14 protein-coding genes and 1 riboswitch are annotated in these 18154 nt (G+C 64.7%); of the genes, 13 read left to right on the top strand and 1 reads right to left on the bottom strand.

All coding sequences use genetic code 11. From position 1 onward, the window contains the following. Positions 1 to 433 precede the first annotated feature (433 nt). From ACYVHH_RS12750 to ACYVHH_RS12765, 4 genes are all read left to right on the top strand, one after another. Positions 434 to 931, top strand: coding sequence for a chemotaxis protein CheW (locus ACYVHH_RS12750; protein ID WP_460565547.1), 498 nt, complete (start codon positions 434 to 436; stop codon positions 929 to 931). A 30-nt stretch (positions 932 to 961) separates the two neighbouring features. After that, on the top strand, positions 962 to 2740 hold the full coding sequence (locus ACYVHH_RS12755; protein WP_460565548.1) for a methyl-accepting chemotaxis protein: 1779 nt from the start codon (positions 962 to 964) through the stop codon (positions 2738 to 2740). Between the two features lie 171 nt (positions 2741 to 2911). Beyond that, entirely contained in the window at positions 2912 to 5470 is a 2559-nt protein-coding gene (locus ACYVHH_RS12760; protein WP_460565549.1) for a bifunctional diguanylate cyclase/phosphodiesterase, read from the top strand. Between the two features lie 252 nt (positions 5471 to 5722). Next, positions 5723 to 6190 (top strand): Lrp/AsnC family transcriptional regulator, encoded by a 468-nt coding sequence (locus tag ACYVHH_RS12765; RefSeq protein ID WP_460565550.1) that lies wholly within the window; start codon positions 5723 to 5725, stop codon positions 6188 to 6190. 4 nt (positions 6191 to 6194) lie between these two features. On the opposite strand, the gene hutC is transcribed toward ACYVHH_RS12765, so the two are convergent. Further along, positions 6195 to 6896, bottom strand: coding sequence for a histidine utilization repressor (gene hutC / locus ACYVHH_RS12770; protein ID WP_460565551.1), 702 nt, complete (start codon positions 6894 to 6896; stop codon positions 6195 to 6197). A 129-nt stretch (positions 6897 to 7025) separates the two neighbouring features. Between hutC and ACYVHH_RS12775 the strand changes: the two genes are divergently transcribed. The 9 genes from ACYVHH_RS12775 (at position 7026) to ACYVHH_RS12815 (ending at position 18129) form a co-directional block, all read left to right on the top strand. Further along, a complete protein-coding gene (locus tag ACYVHH_RS12775; protein ID WP_460565552.1) occupies positions 7026 to 8354 on the top strand; it encodes a YjiH family protein in 1329 nt (442 codons plus the stop codon). A 25-nt stretch (positions 8355 to 8379) separates the two neighbouring features. Then, positions 8380 to 10080, top strand: coding sequence for a urocanate hydratase (gene hutU / locus ACYVHH_RS12780; protein WP_460565553.1), 1701 nt, complete (start codon positions 8380 to 8382; stop codon positions 10078 to 10080). An 8-nt stretch (positions 10081 to 10088) separates the two neighbouring features. Continuing rightward, on the top strand, positions 10089 to 11630 hold the full coding sequence (hutH, locus tag ACYVHH_RS12785) for a histidine ammonia-lyase (RefSeq protein ID WP_460565554.1): 1542 nt from the start codon (positions 10089 to 10091) through the stop codon (positions 11628 to 11630). 10 nt (positions 11631 to 11640) lie between these two features. Then, positions 11641 to 12210: a HutD/Ves family protein gene (locus tag ACYVHH_RS12790; protein ID WP_460565556.1), complete on the top strand. Its 570-nt coding sequence runs from the start codon at positions 11641 to 11643 to the stop codon at positions 12208 to 12210. Continuing rightward, a complete protein-coding gene (gene hutI / locus ACYVHH_RS12795) occupies positions 12207 to 13415 on the top strand; it encodes an imidazolonepropionase (RefSeq protein ID WP_460565557.1) in 1209 nt (402 codons plus the stop codon). The genes ACYVHH_RS12790 and hutI overlap by 4 nt, the downstream gene beginning before the upstream one ends. Further along, positions 13412 to 14347, top strand: a complete 936-nt coding sequence (hutG, locus tag ACYVHH_RS12800; protein ID WP_460565558.1) for a formimidoylglutamase — start codon at positions 13412 to 13414, stop codon at positions 14345 to 14347. The genes hutI and hutG overlap by 4 nt, the downstream gene beginning before the upstream one ends. An 18-nt stretch (positions 14348 to 14365) precedes the next feature. After that, positions 14366 to 14545, top strand: a riboswitch (yybP-ykoY riboswitch). Then, a complete protein-coding gene (locus ACYVHH_RS12805; protein ID WP_460565559.1) occupies positions 14546 to 15124 on the top strand; it encodes a TMEM165/GDT1 family protein in 579 nt (192 codons plus the stop codon). Between the two features lie 109 nt (positions 15125 to 15233). After that, entirely contained in the window at positions 15234 to 16001 is a 768-nt protein-coding gene (locus tag ACYVHH_RS12810) for a DUF3750 domain-containing protein (RefSeq protein ID WP_460565560.1), read from the top strand. 169 nt (positions 16002 to 16170) lie between these two features. Beyond that, the gene (locus ACYVHH_RS12815) at positions 16171 to 18129 is read left to right on the top strand and encodes a methyl-accepting chemotaxis protein (protein WP_460565561.1); all 1959 of its coding nucleotides are present in this window, start codon (positions 16171 to 16173) and stop codon (positions 18127 to 18129) included. Positions 18130 to 18154 lie beyond the last annotated feature (25 nt).

The raw sequence follows: 18154 nt of genomic DNA on the forward strand, positions 1-18154 counted from the left end.
GATTTTCTTTCTTGTTGTCATAAAGTGATGAATAATTTTTCTTGTGAAATGATAACTTTATCTTAACCGTTGTTCTGCACTGCTTGTCGATTTTTGTAGCTTACTAGAACCGCCTGCATAAAGGCTGAGGATGGTGCTGGCGAGCGATGGTGGTGCCCCAAATGGACCCCTCGCAGGTTGTTGGGCATCGGGGGGGGCCTTCGTATGTGTGTGTGGCGCCGCAGGTGGATGTCATGTGAGGCCTTGTTGGTTGTGGCCGCAAGCGACGTCCCCTCTACAGCGCGTTGCTTGGTCTGTCACTCGGATAAAAATGACATTTATGAAATCCAAATATACAACACTAATTTTATTTTCCTTGACGCTTTTTTTTATTGAATACACAATCGATGTCATAAAGTTTTGTAAGTTGGTCATGTTGTGACGAGGAGGTGTTGTGGGGAACGAAACCAAAATAGCCGACCGGTCCCGGGACGGCGAATACCTGACCTTCCGCCTGGGTGGCGAGGACTACGGCATCCCGATACTCGTGGTGCAAGAGATACGGGGATACACCGAGCCCACGCGCATCGCGAATGCACCGAGGTTCATCAAGGGAGTGCTGAACCTGCGTGGTGTCATCGTTCCCATCGTGGATCTGCGCATCAAATTGCGCGAGCGTGACGTCGTCTACAACGACCTCACGGTGACCATCGTGCTCAATATCGGGCAGCAGGTGGTGGGCATCGTGGTCGACTCGGTGTCAGACGTGATTGCGCTGACCGGGCCACAGATCAAACCCCCGCCAGACATCCAGACGGACCAGGACGCGGGCTACATCACCGGCATCGCCACCGTGGAGCAGGGTGACGAACACCGCATGCTGATTCTCCTGGACATCAGCCGCTTGCTGTCGGCTGACGACATCCAGCTTGCACAGCAAGCCCTGGCTTGAAGTTCTCCCATCAAACTCATAGAGGCAGACATGAATCTCATCAAGAATCTGAAGGTGGGCAGCCGCCTGTTCGCCGCTTTCGGGCTGTTGCTCGCACTGCTGGGTGTGGTGGGGGTGATCGGCATCATGAACATGAGCAAGATCAACGACATGGCCGATGCGATGTACCTCAACGAGGTGCAGGGCATGTCCCACATCAAGGACGCCAACATCAACCTCGTCTACATTGGCAGGGCGCGGGGCAACTACCTGCTGGCGACCAGTGAGGAGGAGCGCAGGCAGACCAAGGAAGGCATTGAACGGTTCATGAAGGACTTTGACACCTATCTTGAAAAAGCCAAGCCGTTGTTCTTTTCAGACGAAGCCAAGCGTTTGTTCAATGTGATTGCCCAGGAAGGAAAGAGCTATGAAAATGCGATGCAGAAGGTTCTGTCGCTGGCCGCGAACGAGCCGCTCGCCCAGCGCAGCGAGGAACTGAACCAGGCGCTGGCGGTGGTAGCCAGGCACGCCAAGGTGATCGACGATGCCATGACCGAGTTGGGTGATCAAAAGGAGCGCCGGGCGGCGCAGGCTTCCGAGGACACGACGGTCCTGTATGAGCGAAGCGTGGTGCTGATGCTGGTGGTCATTGGGGTTTCGGTGTTCATCGGTGTTCTGATGGGAACCATCATCAGCCGCTCCATCACACGGCCCCTGACGCAGGCCGTCAAGCTGGCCGAGACGGTGGCTGCGGGGGATTTGACGTCCAGGGTTGAGGTGGAAGGCAAGGATGAGACCGCGCAACTGCTCAAGGCGCTGGCTGGGATGAACGAAAGCCTGGTGAAGATCGTGACAGAGGTGCGCCAGGCGAGCGATTCGATTGCCACGGGCTCCACCGAGATTGCCACGGGCAACGCAGACCTGTCGCAGCGGACCGAGGAGCAGGCATCGAACCTTGAGGAGACGGCGGCGTCGATGGAAGAGTTGACCGCCACGGTCAACCAGAACGCCGAGACGGCCCGCCAGGCCAGCCAGCTGGCCCAGGGGGCCAGCAGCGCGGCGGCGCATGGCGGCGAGGTGGTGGGCCAGGTCGTGACCACCATGGACGAGATCACCACCAGCTCCAAGAAGATTGCCGACATCATCAGCGTCATTGACGGCATTGCTTTCCAGACCAACATCCTGGCGCTCAATGCCGCGGTGGAAGCGGCACGCGCTGGCGAGCAGGGCCGGGGCTTTGCTGTGGTGGCGGGCGAGGTGCGCAGCCTGGCGCAAAAGAGTGCCAGCGCGGCCAAGGAGATCAAGGACCTGATCACCGCGAGCGTGGAGAAGGTCGAAGCCGGATCGGCGCTGGTGGGGCAGGCAGGCGAAAGCGTGAGCAACATCGTCACGCAGGTCAAGCGGGTGAATGACCTGATCAGCGAGATCACTGCAGCGAGCAACGAGCAGGCGACGGGTATCTCGCAGGTGGGCGAGGCGGTGCAGCAGCTGGACCAGGTGACGCAGCAGAACGCGGCGTTGGTGGAGGAGTCTGCGGCGGCGGCGGACAGCCTGCAGCAGCAGGCTGCGCGGCTCACCCAGGTGGTGGGTGTGTTCAAGCTGGCGCAGGACGGTGGCCAGCACGTCCCGGTGGGCGTGCCCCAGACCATCAAGAAGCCTGCACCAAGCCGGGCGAAAGCCGTGCTGCACACCGCAGCCGCCGCTGCCAAACGGCTGGAGCCGAAAGGTAAACTGCCTGCAACCGTTCAACTGGCCCATGCCGCCGCCGGGGGCGTGCCTTCGGTGGTTTCCGGGGCCAAAGCGCGGGACGGCGACTGGGACAGTTTCTGAAAAAGGGCGGCTGCAACCCCCGGTGGTGAATGACATGTCACAGGGGGTGCCCGTTGGAAAATGGTGCTAACCTCTTGCGCACCAGACCGCCCAAGGCGGCACAGCAGAGAGGCATGATGCATGCAAGACACCAGACCCGTGGAAAACGTTGACCCATCGCCAGGTTTACGGATGTTGACGACGCTCAAGGTGGCTGTCGTGACAACCGTGGTGGCGTGTCTGGCGATTTTTTCCGCGGGGCTGTATGTGGCCGCGTCGTCGCAGGACAAGCTGGTTGCGGAGGATTCGCGCCGGCAGTTCCGTGGGCTGGCGGAGCTCTATGGGATGCAGCTTGCCTCTCATGTAAGGGACTATTCCAACTGGACGGAAGCGGTTCAGAAGCTCGCCATTGAACCCGACCCCGTGTGGTGGAAAGACAATGCCGGTGATTTCGCCGTCAACGGCTTCAAGCTGGACCACAGTCTCTTCGTGACGGGGCAGAACCAGTTGCTGTTTCACAGCGCCGCTGACAAGGGCGGGCCGAAAATCGAGCTGACCCCGTCGCTTCAGGCGCTCATCGAGAGCGCCAGGGCCAAGCCCCGTACGGCTGACGCGGAAGAAGCCGTTGCCGTGGGCTACATCGAGCTGGACGGTGCCATCATGATGGCCGCCGCCGCAACCCTGGCCAGCACCGAAGACAACCTCACGATTCCCGATGAAAACGCCACGCTGGTGTTTGCGAGGCGGCTGGAGGGCAAGGTGCTCGACAACATCGGGCGGCTGATGGCGGTTGAAAAGATCGCGGTCGGCAAACTTCAGGACATGTCGCATCCGGTGGAGTTGCCGGTGGCTTTGCTGGATGGCGCTCCCTGGGGAGTTGTCAGCTGGGAGCCTCCCACGCCGGGCGTGTCAATCCTGAAAAAGCTCCTGCCGCTGGCTGTGATCTTCATGCTGGCCATCGGGGGTGGCATGGCCTATGCCCAGGTCAGGTCACGCAAGCTCAAGGAAAGGATGTTGGCCGAAGAGGACCAGCTGGCCACGGCCAAGAGCCGTGCAACCGAAATCCTTTCGACGGCGGCACACGGCATATTCGGTGTGGACCGCGAAGGGGTGATCCAGTATGTCAATGCCGGGGCGGTGAACATATCGGGTTATGCCGCGAACGAGCTGATCGGGCGCTCTGTCTACCGCATGGTCGCGGAAACGATGGCTGGCAGCCGGCCTGTGGCGGATGGCGCGTCTCCCGTGGAGGAGGCGATGACAAAGAACGTCACCGTTCAAGGTGGCGTGACGAAGTTCCGCCGGAAGGACGGGGCCATCTACTACATCAAGTTCACCGTTGCCCCCACGCTGCAGGATGACCAGGTGGTGGGTGCCGTGGTTTCCTTCGTGGACGTGTCGAGCCAGGTGGAAGCCAACAAGAAGCTGCGGGAGCAGCAGACCTATGACCCATTGACGCGGCTCTACAGCCGGAAGTTTTTTGTCGAAGCGTTGGCGAGAAAGATCAACGACACCCGTGGCCCGGCTGTCCTGACCGTCATTCTGCTGGACTTGGACAACTTCAAGCAGATCAACGACAGCTTCGGCTACGCCGCCGGGGACCTGCTCCTGAAGAAGGTTTCCGACCGCATTCAAGCCAGCGCAACGAAGACGGCGTGGATTGCCAGGATCGGGGCAGACGACTTCCTGATCGCGTTGCCGGAGGAGCGCGAGCGCAGTGGTGTGCGGGGCGAAGTGCAAAGAATCATCGAGCACGTGAGCGGGCGGTACGTGCTGGACGGCGCGGAAGCGTGGGTTTCGGTGAGCGCCGGGGTGTCGGTCTTCCCGGAGGATGGACAGGAGCCCACCGAGCTGTTGCACAACGCGGAATTGGCCATGCGAAGCGCGCGGCAGCTGGGCCCGAACAGCCTGGAGTTCTTCAGCCGTGACCTGGTGGAGCGCCGCAAGCGTGCCTACGCGCTGGAGAGCGAGTTGCGGAGCGCCATCGCAGAAGACCAGCTGCGCGTGGAATACCAGCCGATCGTTCTGACGTCGACCGGCGAGGTCTCGCATCTGGAGGCGCTGCTGCGTTGGAACTCCCCCAGCCTGGGGCCGATCAGCCCGGCAGAGTTCATCCCCATCGCCGAAGACTCGGGATTGATCGCAGATATCGGGAACTGGGTATTCGAGGAGTGTTGCCGGCAGGTGCGTGCCTGGCGTGACGACGGCCTGCAGCTCAGCGTGGCGATCAACGTGTCGAGCCAGCAGGTGCCCGACAAGTTGCCCGCCAGCAAGATCCGCCAGCTGCTTGATGACCACGGCGTCAGCGGTGACCAGATCCTGATCGAGATCACGGAGTCGGTCCTGATATCGAGCCCGGTGGATTTCAAGAAATGGCTGCTGGAAGTGAAGGCGTTGGGGATCCGGGTGGTGCTGGACGACTTTGGCACGGGGTACTCTTCCCTGGCCTACCTGAGCCAGTACAAGATCGACGGCCTGAAAATCGACAAGACGTTTGTGTCCCGGATCGACACGCACGAGGACGACCGGCTCCTGATCGGGTCCATCCTTTCCATGGCGCACAGCCTGGGGCTGGCCGTGACGGCCGAGGGGGTGGAAACGGCGTCGCAAATGGACTGGCTGGCCGAAAACCGTTGCGATTACCTTCAGGGCTACCTGTTTGCCAGACCGCTTTCCCGTGGCGGGGTGACGACCTATCTTCAAGGGGCAAGTCTGCAATTTCTTCCCAGGACCGTCGGCAGCCTGGAATGAAGAGCTGAATTCACCCGGGGCCCGGCTCGCGGCAGCCCTGGGTGCTGGCCGCACGCTCGTCTTCCCCGGTAAGGGAAGACGAGGTGGCTGGTCACCGGATGCCTTGTGAGCACGAGATAATCTTATGGCTTTGCACCCGGAATGTGCTTCTTTTGTGCTGCTGAAATGGGGTATACTCTGGAAGGATATTCCTTGATTATTTGATTTTTAGGGATAATCTTCCTGTTGAAGTCTGCTTCGGGAGGAGCCCTCATGAAAGATGGTCAGCTGGACGAAACCGATCGTCAGATACTCCGGGTGTTGAGCAAGGACGGCCGCGTCAGCAACCAGAAGTTGGCGGATGCGGTGCACCTGTCCCCCACGCCATGCTGGAACCGTGTGAAGGCGCTGGAAGAGACCGGGTTCATCAGCGGTTACGCCGCCATCCTGGACCAGCACGCGCTGGGCCTGCCCGATGTGGTGATCATCGAGGTGACGTTGGACCGGCACGACGACGACATCTTCCGGCGCTTCGGCGAGGCCCTGGCGGAACTGCCCGAGGTGATGGAGGCTTACCTCATCACCGGGGAGTACGACTACCTGGTGAAGGTGGCGGTGTCGGGCACCGAAGGTTACGAGCGCTTCCTGCGCCAGAAGCTCTACAAGCTGCCGGGTATCCGCCACAGCCGCTCCACCTTTGCGCTGCGCTGCCTCAAGCGCGTGCATTCGGTGGTGCCATAACCCCTCAGAAGCTGCCCGCGAAGCGGTAGCGCGAGGCTGGGTGCCACATGACGGCGACCGAGGCAACCTGGCCCTGTGAATGTGTTTGCCGGTGCAGCACCAGGCAGGGCTCGCCCGGGGGCATGTGTAGCAGTTCGCCCACATGCCGGGGCGGGGCGCTGGCCTCGATCTCGAAGCTCACGCCCTGCAGCGGCGCCACGCGCATGAGGTAGGCGTTGGGCGTCTGGCTGTTGAAGTCTTGAGCCAGGTAATCCGGTGCCACGCGGGGGTTCACGTGGCGGTCTTCCACCTGGATGGGCTGGCCGTTCTCGAAGTGCACCACCACCGAGTGGAAGAGCGCGTCCCCAGGCTTGATGCCAAAGCGGCGGGCCAGGGCCTCGCTGGCCCGGGTGCGTTCCAGCAGCTGCAACTCGCTGCGGTGCCGGTGACCGCGCGCGGCAATCTCGTCGGCAATGTTGCGTATCTCCACCAGCGTGGCCTGGTACTTCTGCTGCGCCACGAAGGTGCCTGAACCCTGCACGCGCTCCACGATCTGCTCGTCGCTGAGTTCGCGAATGGCACGGTTGACGGTCATTCGTGACACGCCGAATTCGCGAGCCAACGCCTCTTCGCTGGGAATGGCGTCGCCTTCCTTCCAGGTGCCGTCGTGGATGCGCGCCAGCACGTGGCGCTTGATTTGCTCGTAGGCGGGCAGCTTGTCGGACATAGGGTTTTCCCCGATCCTTTCAGGTGCGCTGTTGTATTGACAGAAGGGATTATGTTCCATAAAGTTGTATATATGACTTTCAAGTCATCGAACGTATTTGTCTATCCAAGTCCACCCGAGGAGATGTTTATGAACACCAGCGTCGTCACCGCCAACGCGTCGGGCCGGCCTGCCGCCTTACTGCGGCTGATCGCCTACAGCGCGATCGGCTTGGTGATGTTCTTTCTGCCCGTCGACATCGGCGGCAAGTCCACCATCCTGTTCGACCACGCGGCCAGCTGGCTTGCAACGACGCAGCGGCCGCTGGCGATTGCTTTCGTGCTGGCGCTGATGGCCTGGGGTGCGGCCGCGCCTTTCGTGCAACGCACCTGGCGGCGCAACACCACCACGGCGGTGTTCAGCGCGCTCAAGGTGCTGGGGCTGGTGCTGGCCTTGATGTACCTACTGAAGGTGGGGCCCGCGCCGCTGTTCGAAAAGGACATGCTGCCCTTCCTGTTTGACAAGCTGGCACTGACGGTGGGGCTGATCGTGCCGCTGGGTGCCATTGCGCTGGCTTTTCTGGTGGGGTTTGGCTTGCTGGAGATGGTGGGTGTGCTGCTTCAGCCCGTGATGCGGCCGGTCTGGCGCACGCCGGGGCACTCGGCCATCGACGCGGTGGCGTCTTTCGTGGGCAGTTATTCGGTGGGGTTGCTCATCACCAACCGCGTGTACCTGGAAGGCAAGTACACCGCCCGTGAGGCCGCCATCATCGCCACGGGGTTCTCCACGGTGTCTGCAGCGTTCATGGTCATCGTGGCCAAGACGCTGGGACTGATGGGGGCCTGGAATTTCTACTTCTGGTCCACCTTCGTGATCGCGTTCGCCGTGACTGCCATCACCACCCGCATGCCCCCCATTTCCCGCATGGACAACAGCGGCGGCGTGAGCGGCAGCCTGCCCGCAGGCCGCACCCGCTGGCAGGCCGCGTGGGACGCTGGCCTGAGCCAGGCGCAGGCAGCACCGGCCCTGTGGCGCGTGCTGCGCGACAACCTGCGCGACGGCATTGCCATGGCCAGCGCGGTGGTGCCCACCATCCTGGCGGTGGGCCTGATCGGGCTGCTGCTGGCCCGTTACACGCCCGTGTTCGACGTGCTGGGCCTGCTGCTGGTGCCCTTCGTGTGGCTGGCCGGTCTGGCCGAACCCATGCTGACGGCCAAGGCCCTGGCGTCTGGCCTGGCCGAGATGTTCCTGCCCGCCATTCAGCTGAAGGGTGCCGACCCCGTGGTGCGCTACGTGGCCGCCGTGGTGTCGGTCAGCTCGGTGCTGTTCTTCTCGGGTTCCATTCCGTGCGTGCTCGCCACGCGCATTCCGCTGTCGCTGCGCCAGATGGTTGCCATCTGGTTCGTGCGAACCGTCCTCAGCCTGTTGTTGGCCGCAGCTGTCGGTCACCTGGCCTTTGCCCAGGGCTGGATCGCCTGACCCTGCCCCTCACCGGAGATTTGACATGATCACCCCAACCGACCCCCGCCTGGACACCAGCCGCGTCATCCGCGCACCGCGCGGCAACCAGCTGAACTGCAAGAACTGGATCGCCGAAGCGGCGTACCGCATGATCCAGAACAACCTGGACCCTGAAGTGGCCGAGAACCCGCAGCACCTGGTGGTGTACGGCGGCATTGGCCGTGCCGCGCGTGACTGGGCCTGCTTCGACAAGATCCTGGAAACGCTGCGCGAGCTGAACGACGACGAGTCGCTGCTGATCCAGTCGGGCAAGCCGGTGGGCGTGTTCAAGACGCACAGCAACGCCCCGCGCGTTCTGCTGGCCAACTCCAACCTGGTGCCCAAGTGGGCCAACTGGGAGCACTTCAACGAACTGGACCGCAAGGGACTGTTCATGTACGGCCAGATGACGGCAGGCAGCTGGATCTACATCGGCAGCCAGGGCATTGTGCAGGGCACGTTCGAGACCTTTGTGGAGGCAGGCCGCCAGCACTACAACAACGACCTGTCTGGCAGGTGGATACTCACAGCTGGTCTGGGCGGCATGGGCGGTGCGCAGCCGCTGGCGGCCACGCTGGCGGGGGCGTGCTCGTTGAACATCGAGTGCCAGCAGAGCAGCATCGACTTCCGCCTGCGCACGCGTTATGTGGACAAGCAGGCGCGCGACATCGACCACGCGCTCGAACTCATCAAAGAGCACACCGCAAAGAAAGAGGCCGTGTCCATCGCCCTGCTGGGCAACGCGGCAGAGGTGCTGCCCGAACTGGTGAAACGTGCCAAGGCCGGTGGCATCAAGCCCGACCTGGTGACCGACCAGACCTCGGCACACGACCTGATCAACGGCTACCTGCCACTGGGCTGGTCTGTGGCCGACTGGAAGGCCGCGCAAAAAGACCCGGCCCAGCACAAGCGCCTGACCGAAGAAGCTGCACGCAGCTGCGCCGTGCACGTGCAGGCCATGCTGGACTTCCAGTCCATGGGCATTCCCACGGTGGACTACGGCAACAACATCCGCCAGGTGGCGTTTGACCAGGGCGTGAAGAACGCGTTCGACTTTCCCGGCTTTGTGCCTGCGTACATCCGCCCGCTGTTCTGCGAGGGCAAGGGCCCGTTCCGCTGGGTGGCGCTTTCGGGCGACCCGGAGGACATCTACAAGACCGATGCCAAGATCAAGGAGCTGTTCCCCAACAACAAGCACACCCACCGCTGGCTGGACATGGCGCGCGAGCGCATCAGCTTCCAGGGGCTGCCCGCACGCATCTGCTGGCTGGGCCTGGGCGAACGTCACCTGGCTGGCCTGGCGTTCAACGAGATGGTGCGCAAGGGCGAGCTGAAGGCGCCCATCGTGATTGGCCGCGACCACCTGGACACCGGTTCGGTGGCCAGCCCCAACCGCGAGACCGAAGGCATGAAGGACGGCACCGACGCTGTGAGCGACTGGCCGCTGCTGAATGCGCTGCTCAACACGGCGGGTGGCGCCAGCTGGGTCAGCCTGCACCACGGTGGTGGCGTGGGTATGGGCTACTCGCAGCACTCGGGCATGGTGATCGTGGCTGACGGCACCGATGCCGCTGCCGAGCGCCTGGCACGTGTGCTGGTGAACGACTGCGGTTCGGGCGTGATGCGCCACGCTGACGCAGGCTACGAACTGGCGATCGAGACTGCGAAGAAACAGGGCTTGCATCTGCCCATGTTGCGCGGATGATGTTGGTCATGACACAAACCATCAACCTCAAACCCGGCCAGATGACCCTGGCCGATCTGCGCACCATCTGGCGCGGGCCCGTGAAGGCCAGCCTGCCCGAATCTGCCTATGCAGCCATGCAGGCTTCGGCGCAGGCCATCCACGGCATCGTCACCCAGGGCGACGCGGCCTACGGCATCAACACCGGTTTTGGCAAGCTGGCCAAGACGCGCATCCCCGACGAGCAGCTGGAGCAGTTGCAGCGCAACCTGATCCTGTCGCACGCGGTGGGTACGGGCGAACCCATGAGCGACGCCACGGCGCGGTTGGTCGTGGCCATGAAGGCGGCCAGCCTGGCGCGCGGCTATTCGGGCGTGCGCCCGGTGGTGGTGGATACCCTGCTGGCCGTGTTGAACGCGGGCATCGTGCCCCGCATTCCCGTCAAGGGTTCGGTGGGCGCCTCGGGCGACCTGGCGCCGCTGTCGCACATGACGCTGGCGCTGATGGGCGAGGGCGATGTGCGCGTGAACGGCGAATGGGTGCGCGCTGACGCGGCGTTGAAGCAGGCGGGTATTGCCCCGCTCACGCTGGCGGCCAAGGAAGGGCTGGCGCTGATCAACGGCACCCAGGTCTCCACGGCGCTGGCGCTGCACGGCCTGTTCATGGCCGAGCGGTTGCTGGAAGCGGGTACCGTGACCGGCGCGCTGAGCGTGGATGCCGCCAAGGGCAGCGACGCGCCGTTCGACCCGCGCATCCACGCGGTGCGCGGGCAGCCGGGTCAGATCGCCTCTGCCGCAGCCACGCGCGCATTGCTGGAAGGCAGCGCCATCCGCCGTTCGCACCTGGCCAACGACGAGCGCGTGCAGGACCCCTACAGCCTGCGCTGCCAGCCCCAGGTGATGGGCGCCTGCCGCGACCTGATCGTGCAGGCCGCGCGCACGCTGCTGACCGAGGCCAACGCCGTGACCGACAACCCGCTGGTGTTCATCGACACGGGCGAGGTCATCTCGGGCGGCAACTTCCACGCCGAGCCGGTGGCCTTCGCGGCCGACACGCTGGCGCTGGCCATTGCCGAGATCGGTGCGCTGGCTGAGCGGCGCATCGCGCTGCTTATCGACAGCTCGCTGTCGGGCCTGCCGCCCTTCCTGGTGGACAACCCGGGCCTGAACAGCGGCTTCATGATCGCCCATGTGACGGCGGCTGCCCTGGCTTCCGAGAACAAGTCGCAAGCCCACCCGGCGAGCGTGGACAGCCTGCCCACCAGCGCCAACCAGGAGGACCACGTGAGCATGGCCACCTACGCCGGGCGGCGCCTGGCCGAAATGGCCGACAACACCGCGACCATCCTGGGCATTGAATGGCTGGCTGCCGCGCAGGGGGTGGACTTCCACCGTCCACTGGCCACGTCGGCGCGTTTGGGCAAGGTGATGGACAAGCTGCGCGCGCAGGTGCCGTTCTCCGACCGCGACCGGCTGTTCGCCCCCGATATTGAAGCTGCGCGCCGGCTGGTGCTGGAAGGCCACGCGGGCGATGGCAACGAGGACGCCTTGGCGCCCCTGTGGGCGCAGTGAGGGGATTGGCGTGAAGGTCATCAGCGCTGCTGACGTGCCCGCCGTGCCCTGGCGCAACGGCGGCGGGCTGACGCGCGAACTGCTGGCCTGGCCCGACCCTGCCGACTGGCGGCTGCGTGTGAGCGTGGCCGACATTGCCAGCGACGGGCCTTTTTCTGCCTTCCCCGGCGTCACCCGCGTGTTTGCCGTGCTTGAAGGGCCGGGGGTGGCGTTGACCTGGCCCGGGCGCCGTGTGGAGCAGCGCACCACGGACATGCCGCTCACCTTTGACGGGGCTGACCCGCCGCAGGGGCAGTTGCTGGACGGCCCGGTGCGCGACCTGAACGTGATGTGCCGTGGCGGAAGCGTGTCTGTGCTGCCTGCGGCCAACCCTTGGCGCCCTGCCTACGGGGCACGCGCCGGTCTGTTTGCCCGCGTGCCGGGGCGGTGGCAGTGCGGGCCGCAGTCTGTGCCGGTGCCCGCACGCACGCTGTTGTGGGACGACGCTGCCAGCGGCAGCGAATGGCGGTTTGTTGCCGATACCGACGACACCACCAACCCGGCAGGCTGGTGGATTCTTCACGAGGACACACACGCATGAACACGAAGCGCCTGTGGCGCAACGCCCGCCTGGCCACCCTCACGGGCGAGGGCTGGGGCCTGATCGACCAAGGGGCCTTGTTGATGCAAGGCGAACACATCACCTGGGTGGGTGCGCAAAGCGCCTTGCCCGCAGGATTGTTGGTGGACGAGGAGCGCGACCTGGGTGGTGCCCTGGTTACCCCGGGGCTGGTGGACTGCCACACGCACCTGGTCTATGGCGGGCGCCGTGCCGACGAGGCCGAAATGCGGCTCAACGGCGCCACGTACGAGCAGATTGCACGCGCGGGCGGTGGCATACGTTCCACCGTGGCCGCGACGCGGGCCGCCAGCGAAGAAGAACTGCTGCGCCTGGCTGCCAAGCGGGTGCAGGTGATGGCAGCGCAAGGCGTGACCACGCTGGAGGTGAAGTCGGGTTACGGCCTGTCGCTGGAGGTGGAGGCACGCTGCCTGCGCGTGGCGCGCCGGTTGGCGCAAGCCGGTTTGGTGGACGTGCGCACCACCTACCTGGGCGCGCACGCGCTGCCGCCAGAGTTCGACGGGCGGCAGGACGCCTACGTGGACGCCGTGTGCGCCTGGATGGGCCAGCTGCACGCTGACGGGTTGGTCGACGCCGTGGACGCCTTCTGCGAGAACGTGGGTTTCACCCCCGCGCAGACGCGCCGCGTGTTCGAGACCGCGCAGGCCCTGGGCCTGCCCGTGAAGCTGCACGCCGAACAACTGTCCGACCAGGGCGGCGCAGAGCTGGCCGCCGCCTTCGGGGCCTTGTCTTGCGATCACCTGGAGTACCTGAGCGACGCGGGCATTGCCGCCATGCGCGCTGCGGGAACCGTGGCGGTGCTGCTGCCCGGGGCCTTCTACATGCTTCGTGAAACGAAGCTGCCGCCCATTGCCGCGTTGCGCGAGGCGGGCGTGCCCATGGCCGTTTCCACCGACCACAACCCAGGCACATCGCCCGGGCTGTCCCTGCCCTTGTCGGCACACATGGCGTGCACCTTCTTCCGGCTGACGCCGCTGGAGGCGGTGCGCGGCATCACCGTGAACGCTGCCCGTGCCCTGGGTCTGGCAGACCGCGGCACCCTGGCGGCGGGCCAGCGCGCCGACCTGGCTGTGTGGGACCTGGAACACCCGAACGAACTCACCTATTGGTTTGGCCACAACCCGTGCAAGGGCACGGTGCTGGCCGGTCAGGACATCACCCAATGACGATTCCATTCATCTGGCAAGGCCGTGTGGACAGCGAGGAAACCGGCGTCAGCACGCGCTGGCACCAGCACGTGCGGCCCTTTGATGGTCAAAGCCAAGGCGGCGTGGCCCTGATGGGCTTTGCCGTGGACGAGGGCGTGCGCCGCAATGCTGGGCGTGCGGGCGCCGCCGAAGGGCCGCGCGCCCTGCGTGGTGCGTTGGCCAGCCTGCCCGTGCTGGGCGAGCCCGCCCTGTGGGACGCTGGCGACGTGCATTGCGAAGGCGGCGCACTGGAAGCCGCGCAGGCCGCACTGGGCAACCGTGTGGCGCAAGCCATGAAGCAGGGCTGTCTGCCGCTGGTGCTGGGCGGTGGGCACGAGGTGGCCTGGGGCACCTTCCAGGGCATTGCCCAGGCCCGCCCTCACGACAAGCGCGTGCTCATCGTCAACTTCGACGCGCACTTCGACCTGCGCCAGGCCGCGCAGGCCAATTCGGGCACGCCTTTTCGCCAGATACACGATTGGTGCGTAAGCCAGGGACGGCCGTTCGACTACCGCGTGCTGGGCATCAGCCGCTTTGCCAACACACAGGCCCTGTTCGAGCGGGCCGATGCCTGGGGCGTGCGCTACTGGCTCGACGACGCCTTGCAGACGGACGACGGCGTGGAACAGGCAAGGCAGGCATTGGCACAGGACCTGGCCCAGTGCGACGCCGTGTACCTGACCGTGTGCCTGGACGTGCTGCCCGGCGGGCAGGCGCCTGGCGTTTCAGCCCCCGCTGCCCTGGGTGTGCCGCTGGCCCGCGTGCTGGCGCTGATGGACGAGGTGCTGTCTGCAGGCAAGCTGGTGGCCGCCGACATTGCCGAACTCAACCCAGGGCTGGACCGCGATGGCCTGACCGCGCGCGTGGCGGCTCGGGTGGCGGCGCACATCGCGCGCCATGGGCCGCGCTGACGAGTTCCTGCTATGATGCGGCCCGTCATTGGGGAGTAGCCGCTCTTCATCCCCGAAGAGGCTTGCGTCAACACACTTGTCCCGCAGGACATGGCGCAAGCGGTTCACCGACTTGGCAAGACCTTTGACCACCGCGCGTCCTTCCTGGCCGGAGACGCGCCGTGGTCAATAGTCCAGAAGTCCGGCCTAGGAGCATCCATGGAATCCCTGCTCGTTTCGACCGGTGTGGTCGCTCTGGCCGAAATCGGCGACAAGACCCAACTCCTGGCCTTCTTGCTGGCCGCCCGTTTCAAGAAGCCCTTGCCCATCATCGCGGGCATCCTGCTGGCTACCATCGTCAACCACGGGCTGGCCGGTGCGCTGGGTGCGTGGATCACCGCGTCCGTGAGCGCCGACGTGCTGCGCTGGGTGCTGGGCCTGTCGTTCATTGCCATGGCGGTGTGGACGCTGATCCCCGACGAGATCGAGGAAGACGAGACAAAGATCGCCAAGCGGCTGGGGGTGTTTGGCGCCACGCTGGTCACCTTCTTTCTTGCGGAAATGGGTGACAAGACGCAGGTGGCGACCGTGGCCATGGCCGTGCATTACGCCGCGCCCGTGCTGGTGGTGATCGGCACGACGCTGGGCATGCTGATTGCCGACGTGCCGGCCGTGTTCGTGGGTGACAAGCTGGCCGGAAAGATTCCCATGAGGCTGGTGCACGGTGTTGCCGCCGCGGTGTTTGCCGTGCTGGGAGTGATGACACTGCTAGGCGCGGGCTCGAACCTGGGGTTGTGAGGTTTTCGGGGGTTAAACATGCCTGCTGGCAGCCATTGGCCGCAGGAACTGTTGCGCCCGGCGTGTGTCGCACAGCAGTGTGCCGCTGGTGGTGCAGGAGGCTTTGCCCGTGCAACGTGTGCTTCGCTGGCTGTCCGTGTTGTGGGTGGGCTTGTTCGGGCTGGGTTTCGGGCTCAGTCTGGCCGACTCTGCGGTGGTGCACGACGACCAGCCTCGCAACTGGCGCACGGCGCCCAGGCATTCGTCTGGTCAGGCCCCAGACCCCCTGAAGCACGCGGATGAGGCCATCGTCCAAGTCTATGCGGCCCCCACCGTGGGTTGGCGCGGCGTATTTGCCGTGCACCCCTGGATCATTTTCAAGCGGGCGGGCGAAACCACCTACACCCGTCACGAGGTCGTCGGCTGGCGTACGCCAGACGTTGTGCAGCGTGACTACGCCGTTCCTGACGGCCTTTGGTATGGGGCCAGCCCCCGGCTGCTGGTGGAGCACCGGGGGCCGACGGCGCAGGCGCTCATCAATCCTATTGAGGCGGCCATTGCCAGCTACCCGTATGCCGACCGTTACCGCAGCTTTCCCGGCCCCAACAGCAACACCTTTCTGGCGCACATTGGGCGCGAGGTGCCAGGGCTGGCCCTGGATTTGCCAGCCAATGCCATCGGCAAGGACTACCGGGGTTTGACGGACCCGCTGGGGATATCGCCATCTGGCAGCGGAGTGCAGCTGTCTCTGGCGGGTTTGCTGGGCGTCAGCGTGGGTTGGCAGGAAGGGGTGGAACTCAACGTGCTTGGGTTGAGTTTTGGCGTGGACTGGAACAGCCCGGCATTGCGCTTGCCGTTCGTGGGGCGGTTGGGTTGGAATGACGTTCCAAACCTCTAGGTAAAACCCATATTACGTTCGATTATCGATCTATATAGGTTGATAATCGAACGGATTGGGTTTGGGTTCATTTTTGCGTGATTCTTTTTCCGGTAGAAAGCAGGCCTTTCGCCGGCACAGCCTTGAGGGTGTGTCGTTGCAGGCAGAGGGCTTAACCGGGAGGTGTTTCATGCGTGCCAAGAGTTCGACCAGAAGGCTCAGCCTGCGGGTCCAGTTGACGCTGTGGGTCGTGTCCATCGTGCTGATGGGCTTTGCCGTGACCATCGTGGTGCTGGCGAACCGGGCGGCAGGCATGCAGCGTGAGGCAGCGCACGCCTATGCAGAACAGCTGGCCGCGCGCAACGGCGCCGAGGTGGGAGCAAACATCAAGACGGCCATGGACACGGCGGCCACGTTGGCCAACGCGCTGGGCAGCATGCAGGCGTCTGGCGTGGCGCAGCGCGACACGGCCAACGCCATGCTCAAGGGCGTGCTGGAGGGCAACCCGGCCTTGCTGGGGGTGTGGACGGGTTGGGAACCCGACGCCTTCGACGGCAAGGACGGCGAGTACGTGGGCCAGTCGGGGCACGACGCCACGGGCCGTTTCGTGCCGTACTGGAACAAGGGCCTGGGCATGGCCGTGATGGAGGCGCTGGTCGATTACGACAAGCCCGGTGCCGGGGACTATTACCTGGTGACCCGCCAGACCGGCAAGCCTTTGCTGCGCGACCCTTACCGGTATTCCGTGGCGGGCAAGGAGACGCTCATCACCTCGGTGGCGGTGCCCGTGCTGGTGAACGGTTCTGCCGTGGGTGTGGTGGGGGTGGACATGGCGCTGGCCAGCCTGCAAGGGGTGGTGGGGCAGATCCGCATCTTCGATTCCGGCTACGCAACGCTGCTGTCCCACGGCGGTTTGGTGGTGGGCGACCGCGACGCGCAAAGCGTGGGCCAGGACATGGCCCAGCTGGGTTTCTCGCAAGAAGCGCGGGCTGCGGTGAAAGCCGGGCAGTCCTTGACGGTGAGTGAGCGCGACGAACGGCTGGGGGGCGCCAGCGTGACGCGCCTGTACGTGCCAGTGCGCGTGGGCAGCGTGCCCACGCCGTGGATGTTCGTGGCCACCGTGCCGGAGGCAGAGATACTGGCAGGCGTGAACCGGCTCATGTTGCTGGCAGCGGTGCTGGGGCTGGCAAGCGTGGTGTTGGTGTCGGTGGGGCTGAGCGTGTCGCTGGAACGGCTGGTGCTGCGCCCCCTGGGAGGTGAACCCGCCGAGGCAGCCGCGATTGCCAACCGTGTGGCCCAGGGCGACCTGAGCCAGCCCATTGCCGTTCGGCAGGGAGACGGCGGTAGCCTGATGGCACAGCTCAGCCGCATGCAGGCGTCGCTGGTGCAGGTGGTGTCCAACGTGCGCCACGGCGCACAGAACGTGGCCACGGCCAGTACCGAGATATCGCACGGCAACCAGGATCTGTCATCGCGCACCGAGAACCAGGCCAGCGCGCTGGAGCAGACGGCTGCCTCCATGGAGGAGCTGGGCTCCACCGTGCGCCAGAACGCCGACAGCGCCCGCCAGGCCAACCAGCTCGCGCTCGACGCGTCCGAGGTGGCGGTGCGGGGCGGCGACGTGGTCAACCGCGTGGTCGACACGATGAAGGACATCAACGACAGCTCGCGCAAGATCGCCGACATCATCAGCGTCATCGACGGCATCGCCTTCCAGACCAACATCCTGGCACTCAATGCCGCCGTGGAAGCCGCGCGTGCCGGCGAGCAGGGCCGCGGCTTTGCCGTGGTCGCAGGCGAGGTGCGCAGTCTGGCCCAGCGCAGCGCAGAGGCGGCCAAGGAGATCAAGGCGCTGATCGACGCCAGCGTGGGGCGCGTGGCGGTTGGCTCCGACCTGGTCGATCAGGCCGGCGCCACCATGCAGGAGGTGGTGGTGGCGATCCAGCGTGTCACTGGCATCGTGGGTGAGATCAGTGCGGCCAGCGCCGAGCAAAGCTCGGGCGTGGCGCAGATTGGCGAAGCCGTGCAGAGCATGGACAACGTGACGCAGCAGAACGCCGCGCTGGTGGAGGAAATGGCGGCGGCCGCCACGGCACTGAAAGGCCAGGCCGAGGAGCTGGTGCAGGCGGTGGCGGTGTTCCGGGTCTGACCGACACCGCGCACCAGCGGGAAAA

It is taken from the genome of Hydrogenophaga aquatica (assembly GCF_054780915.1).

Coding starts and splice junctions, on each gene's coding strand:
- ACYVHH_RS12755 (WP_460565548.1), top strand. CDS start 962: ATGAATCTCATCAAGAATCTGAAGGTGGGCAGCCGCCTGTTCGCCGCT.
- ACYVHH_RS12760 (WP_460565549.1), top strand. CDS start 2,912: ATGTTGACGACGCTCAAGGTGGCTGTCGTGACAACCGTGGTGGCGTGT.
- ACYVHH_RS12765 (WP_460565550.1), top strand. CDS start 5,723: ATGAAAGATGGTCAGCTGGACGAAACCGATCGTCAGATACTCCGGGTG.
- hutC (WP_460565551.1), bottom strand. CDS start 6,896: ATGTCCGACAAGCTGCCCGCCTACGAGCAAATCAAGCGCCACGTGCTG.
- ACYVHH_RS12775 (WP_460565552.1), top strand. CDS start 7,026: ATGAACACCAGCGTCGTCACCGCCAACGCGTCGGGCCGGCCTGCCGCC.
- hutU (WP_460565553.1), top strand. CDS start 8,380: ATGATCACCCCAACCGACCCCCGCCTGGACACCAGCCGCGTCATCCGC.
- hutH (WP_460565554.1), top strand. CDS start 10,089: ATGACACAAACCATCAACCTCAAACCCGGCCAGATGACCCTGGCCGAT.
- hutI (WP_460565557.1), top strand. CDS start 12,207: ATGAACACGAAGCGCCTGTGGCGCAACGCCCGCCTGGCCACCCTCACG.
- hutG (WP_460565558.1), top strand. CDS start 13,412: ATGACGATTCCATTCATCTGGCAAGGCCGTGTGGACAGCGAGGAAACC.
- ACYVHH_RS12805 (WP_460565559.1), top strand. CDS start 14,546: ATGGAATCCCTGCTCGTTTCGACCGGTGTGGTCGCTCTGGCCGAAATC.
- ACYVHH_RS12815 (WP_460565561.1), top strand. CDS start 16,171: ATGCGTGCCAAGAGTTCGACCAGAAGGCTCAGCCTGCGGGTCCAGTTG.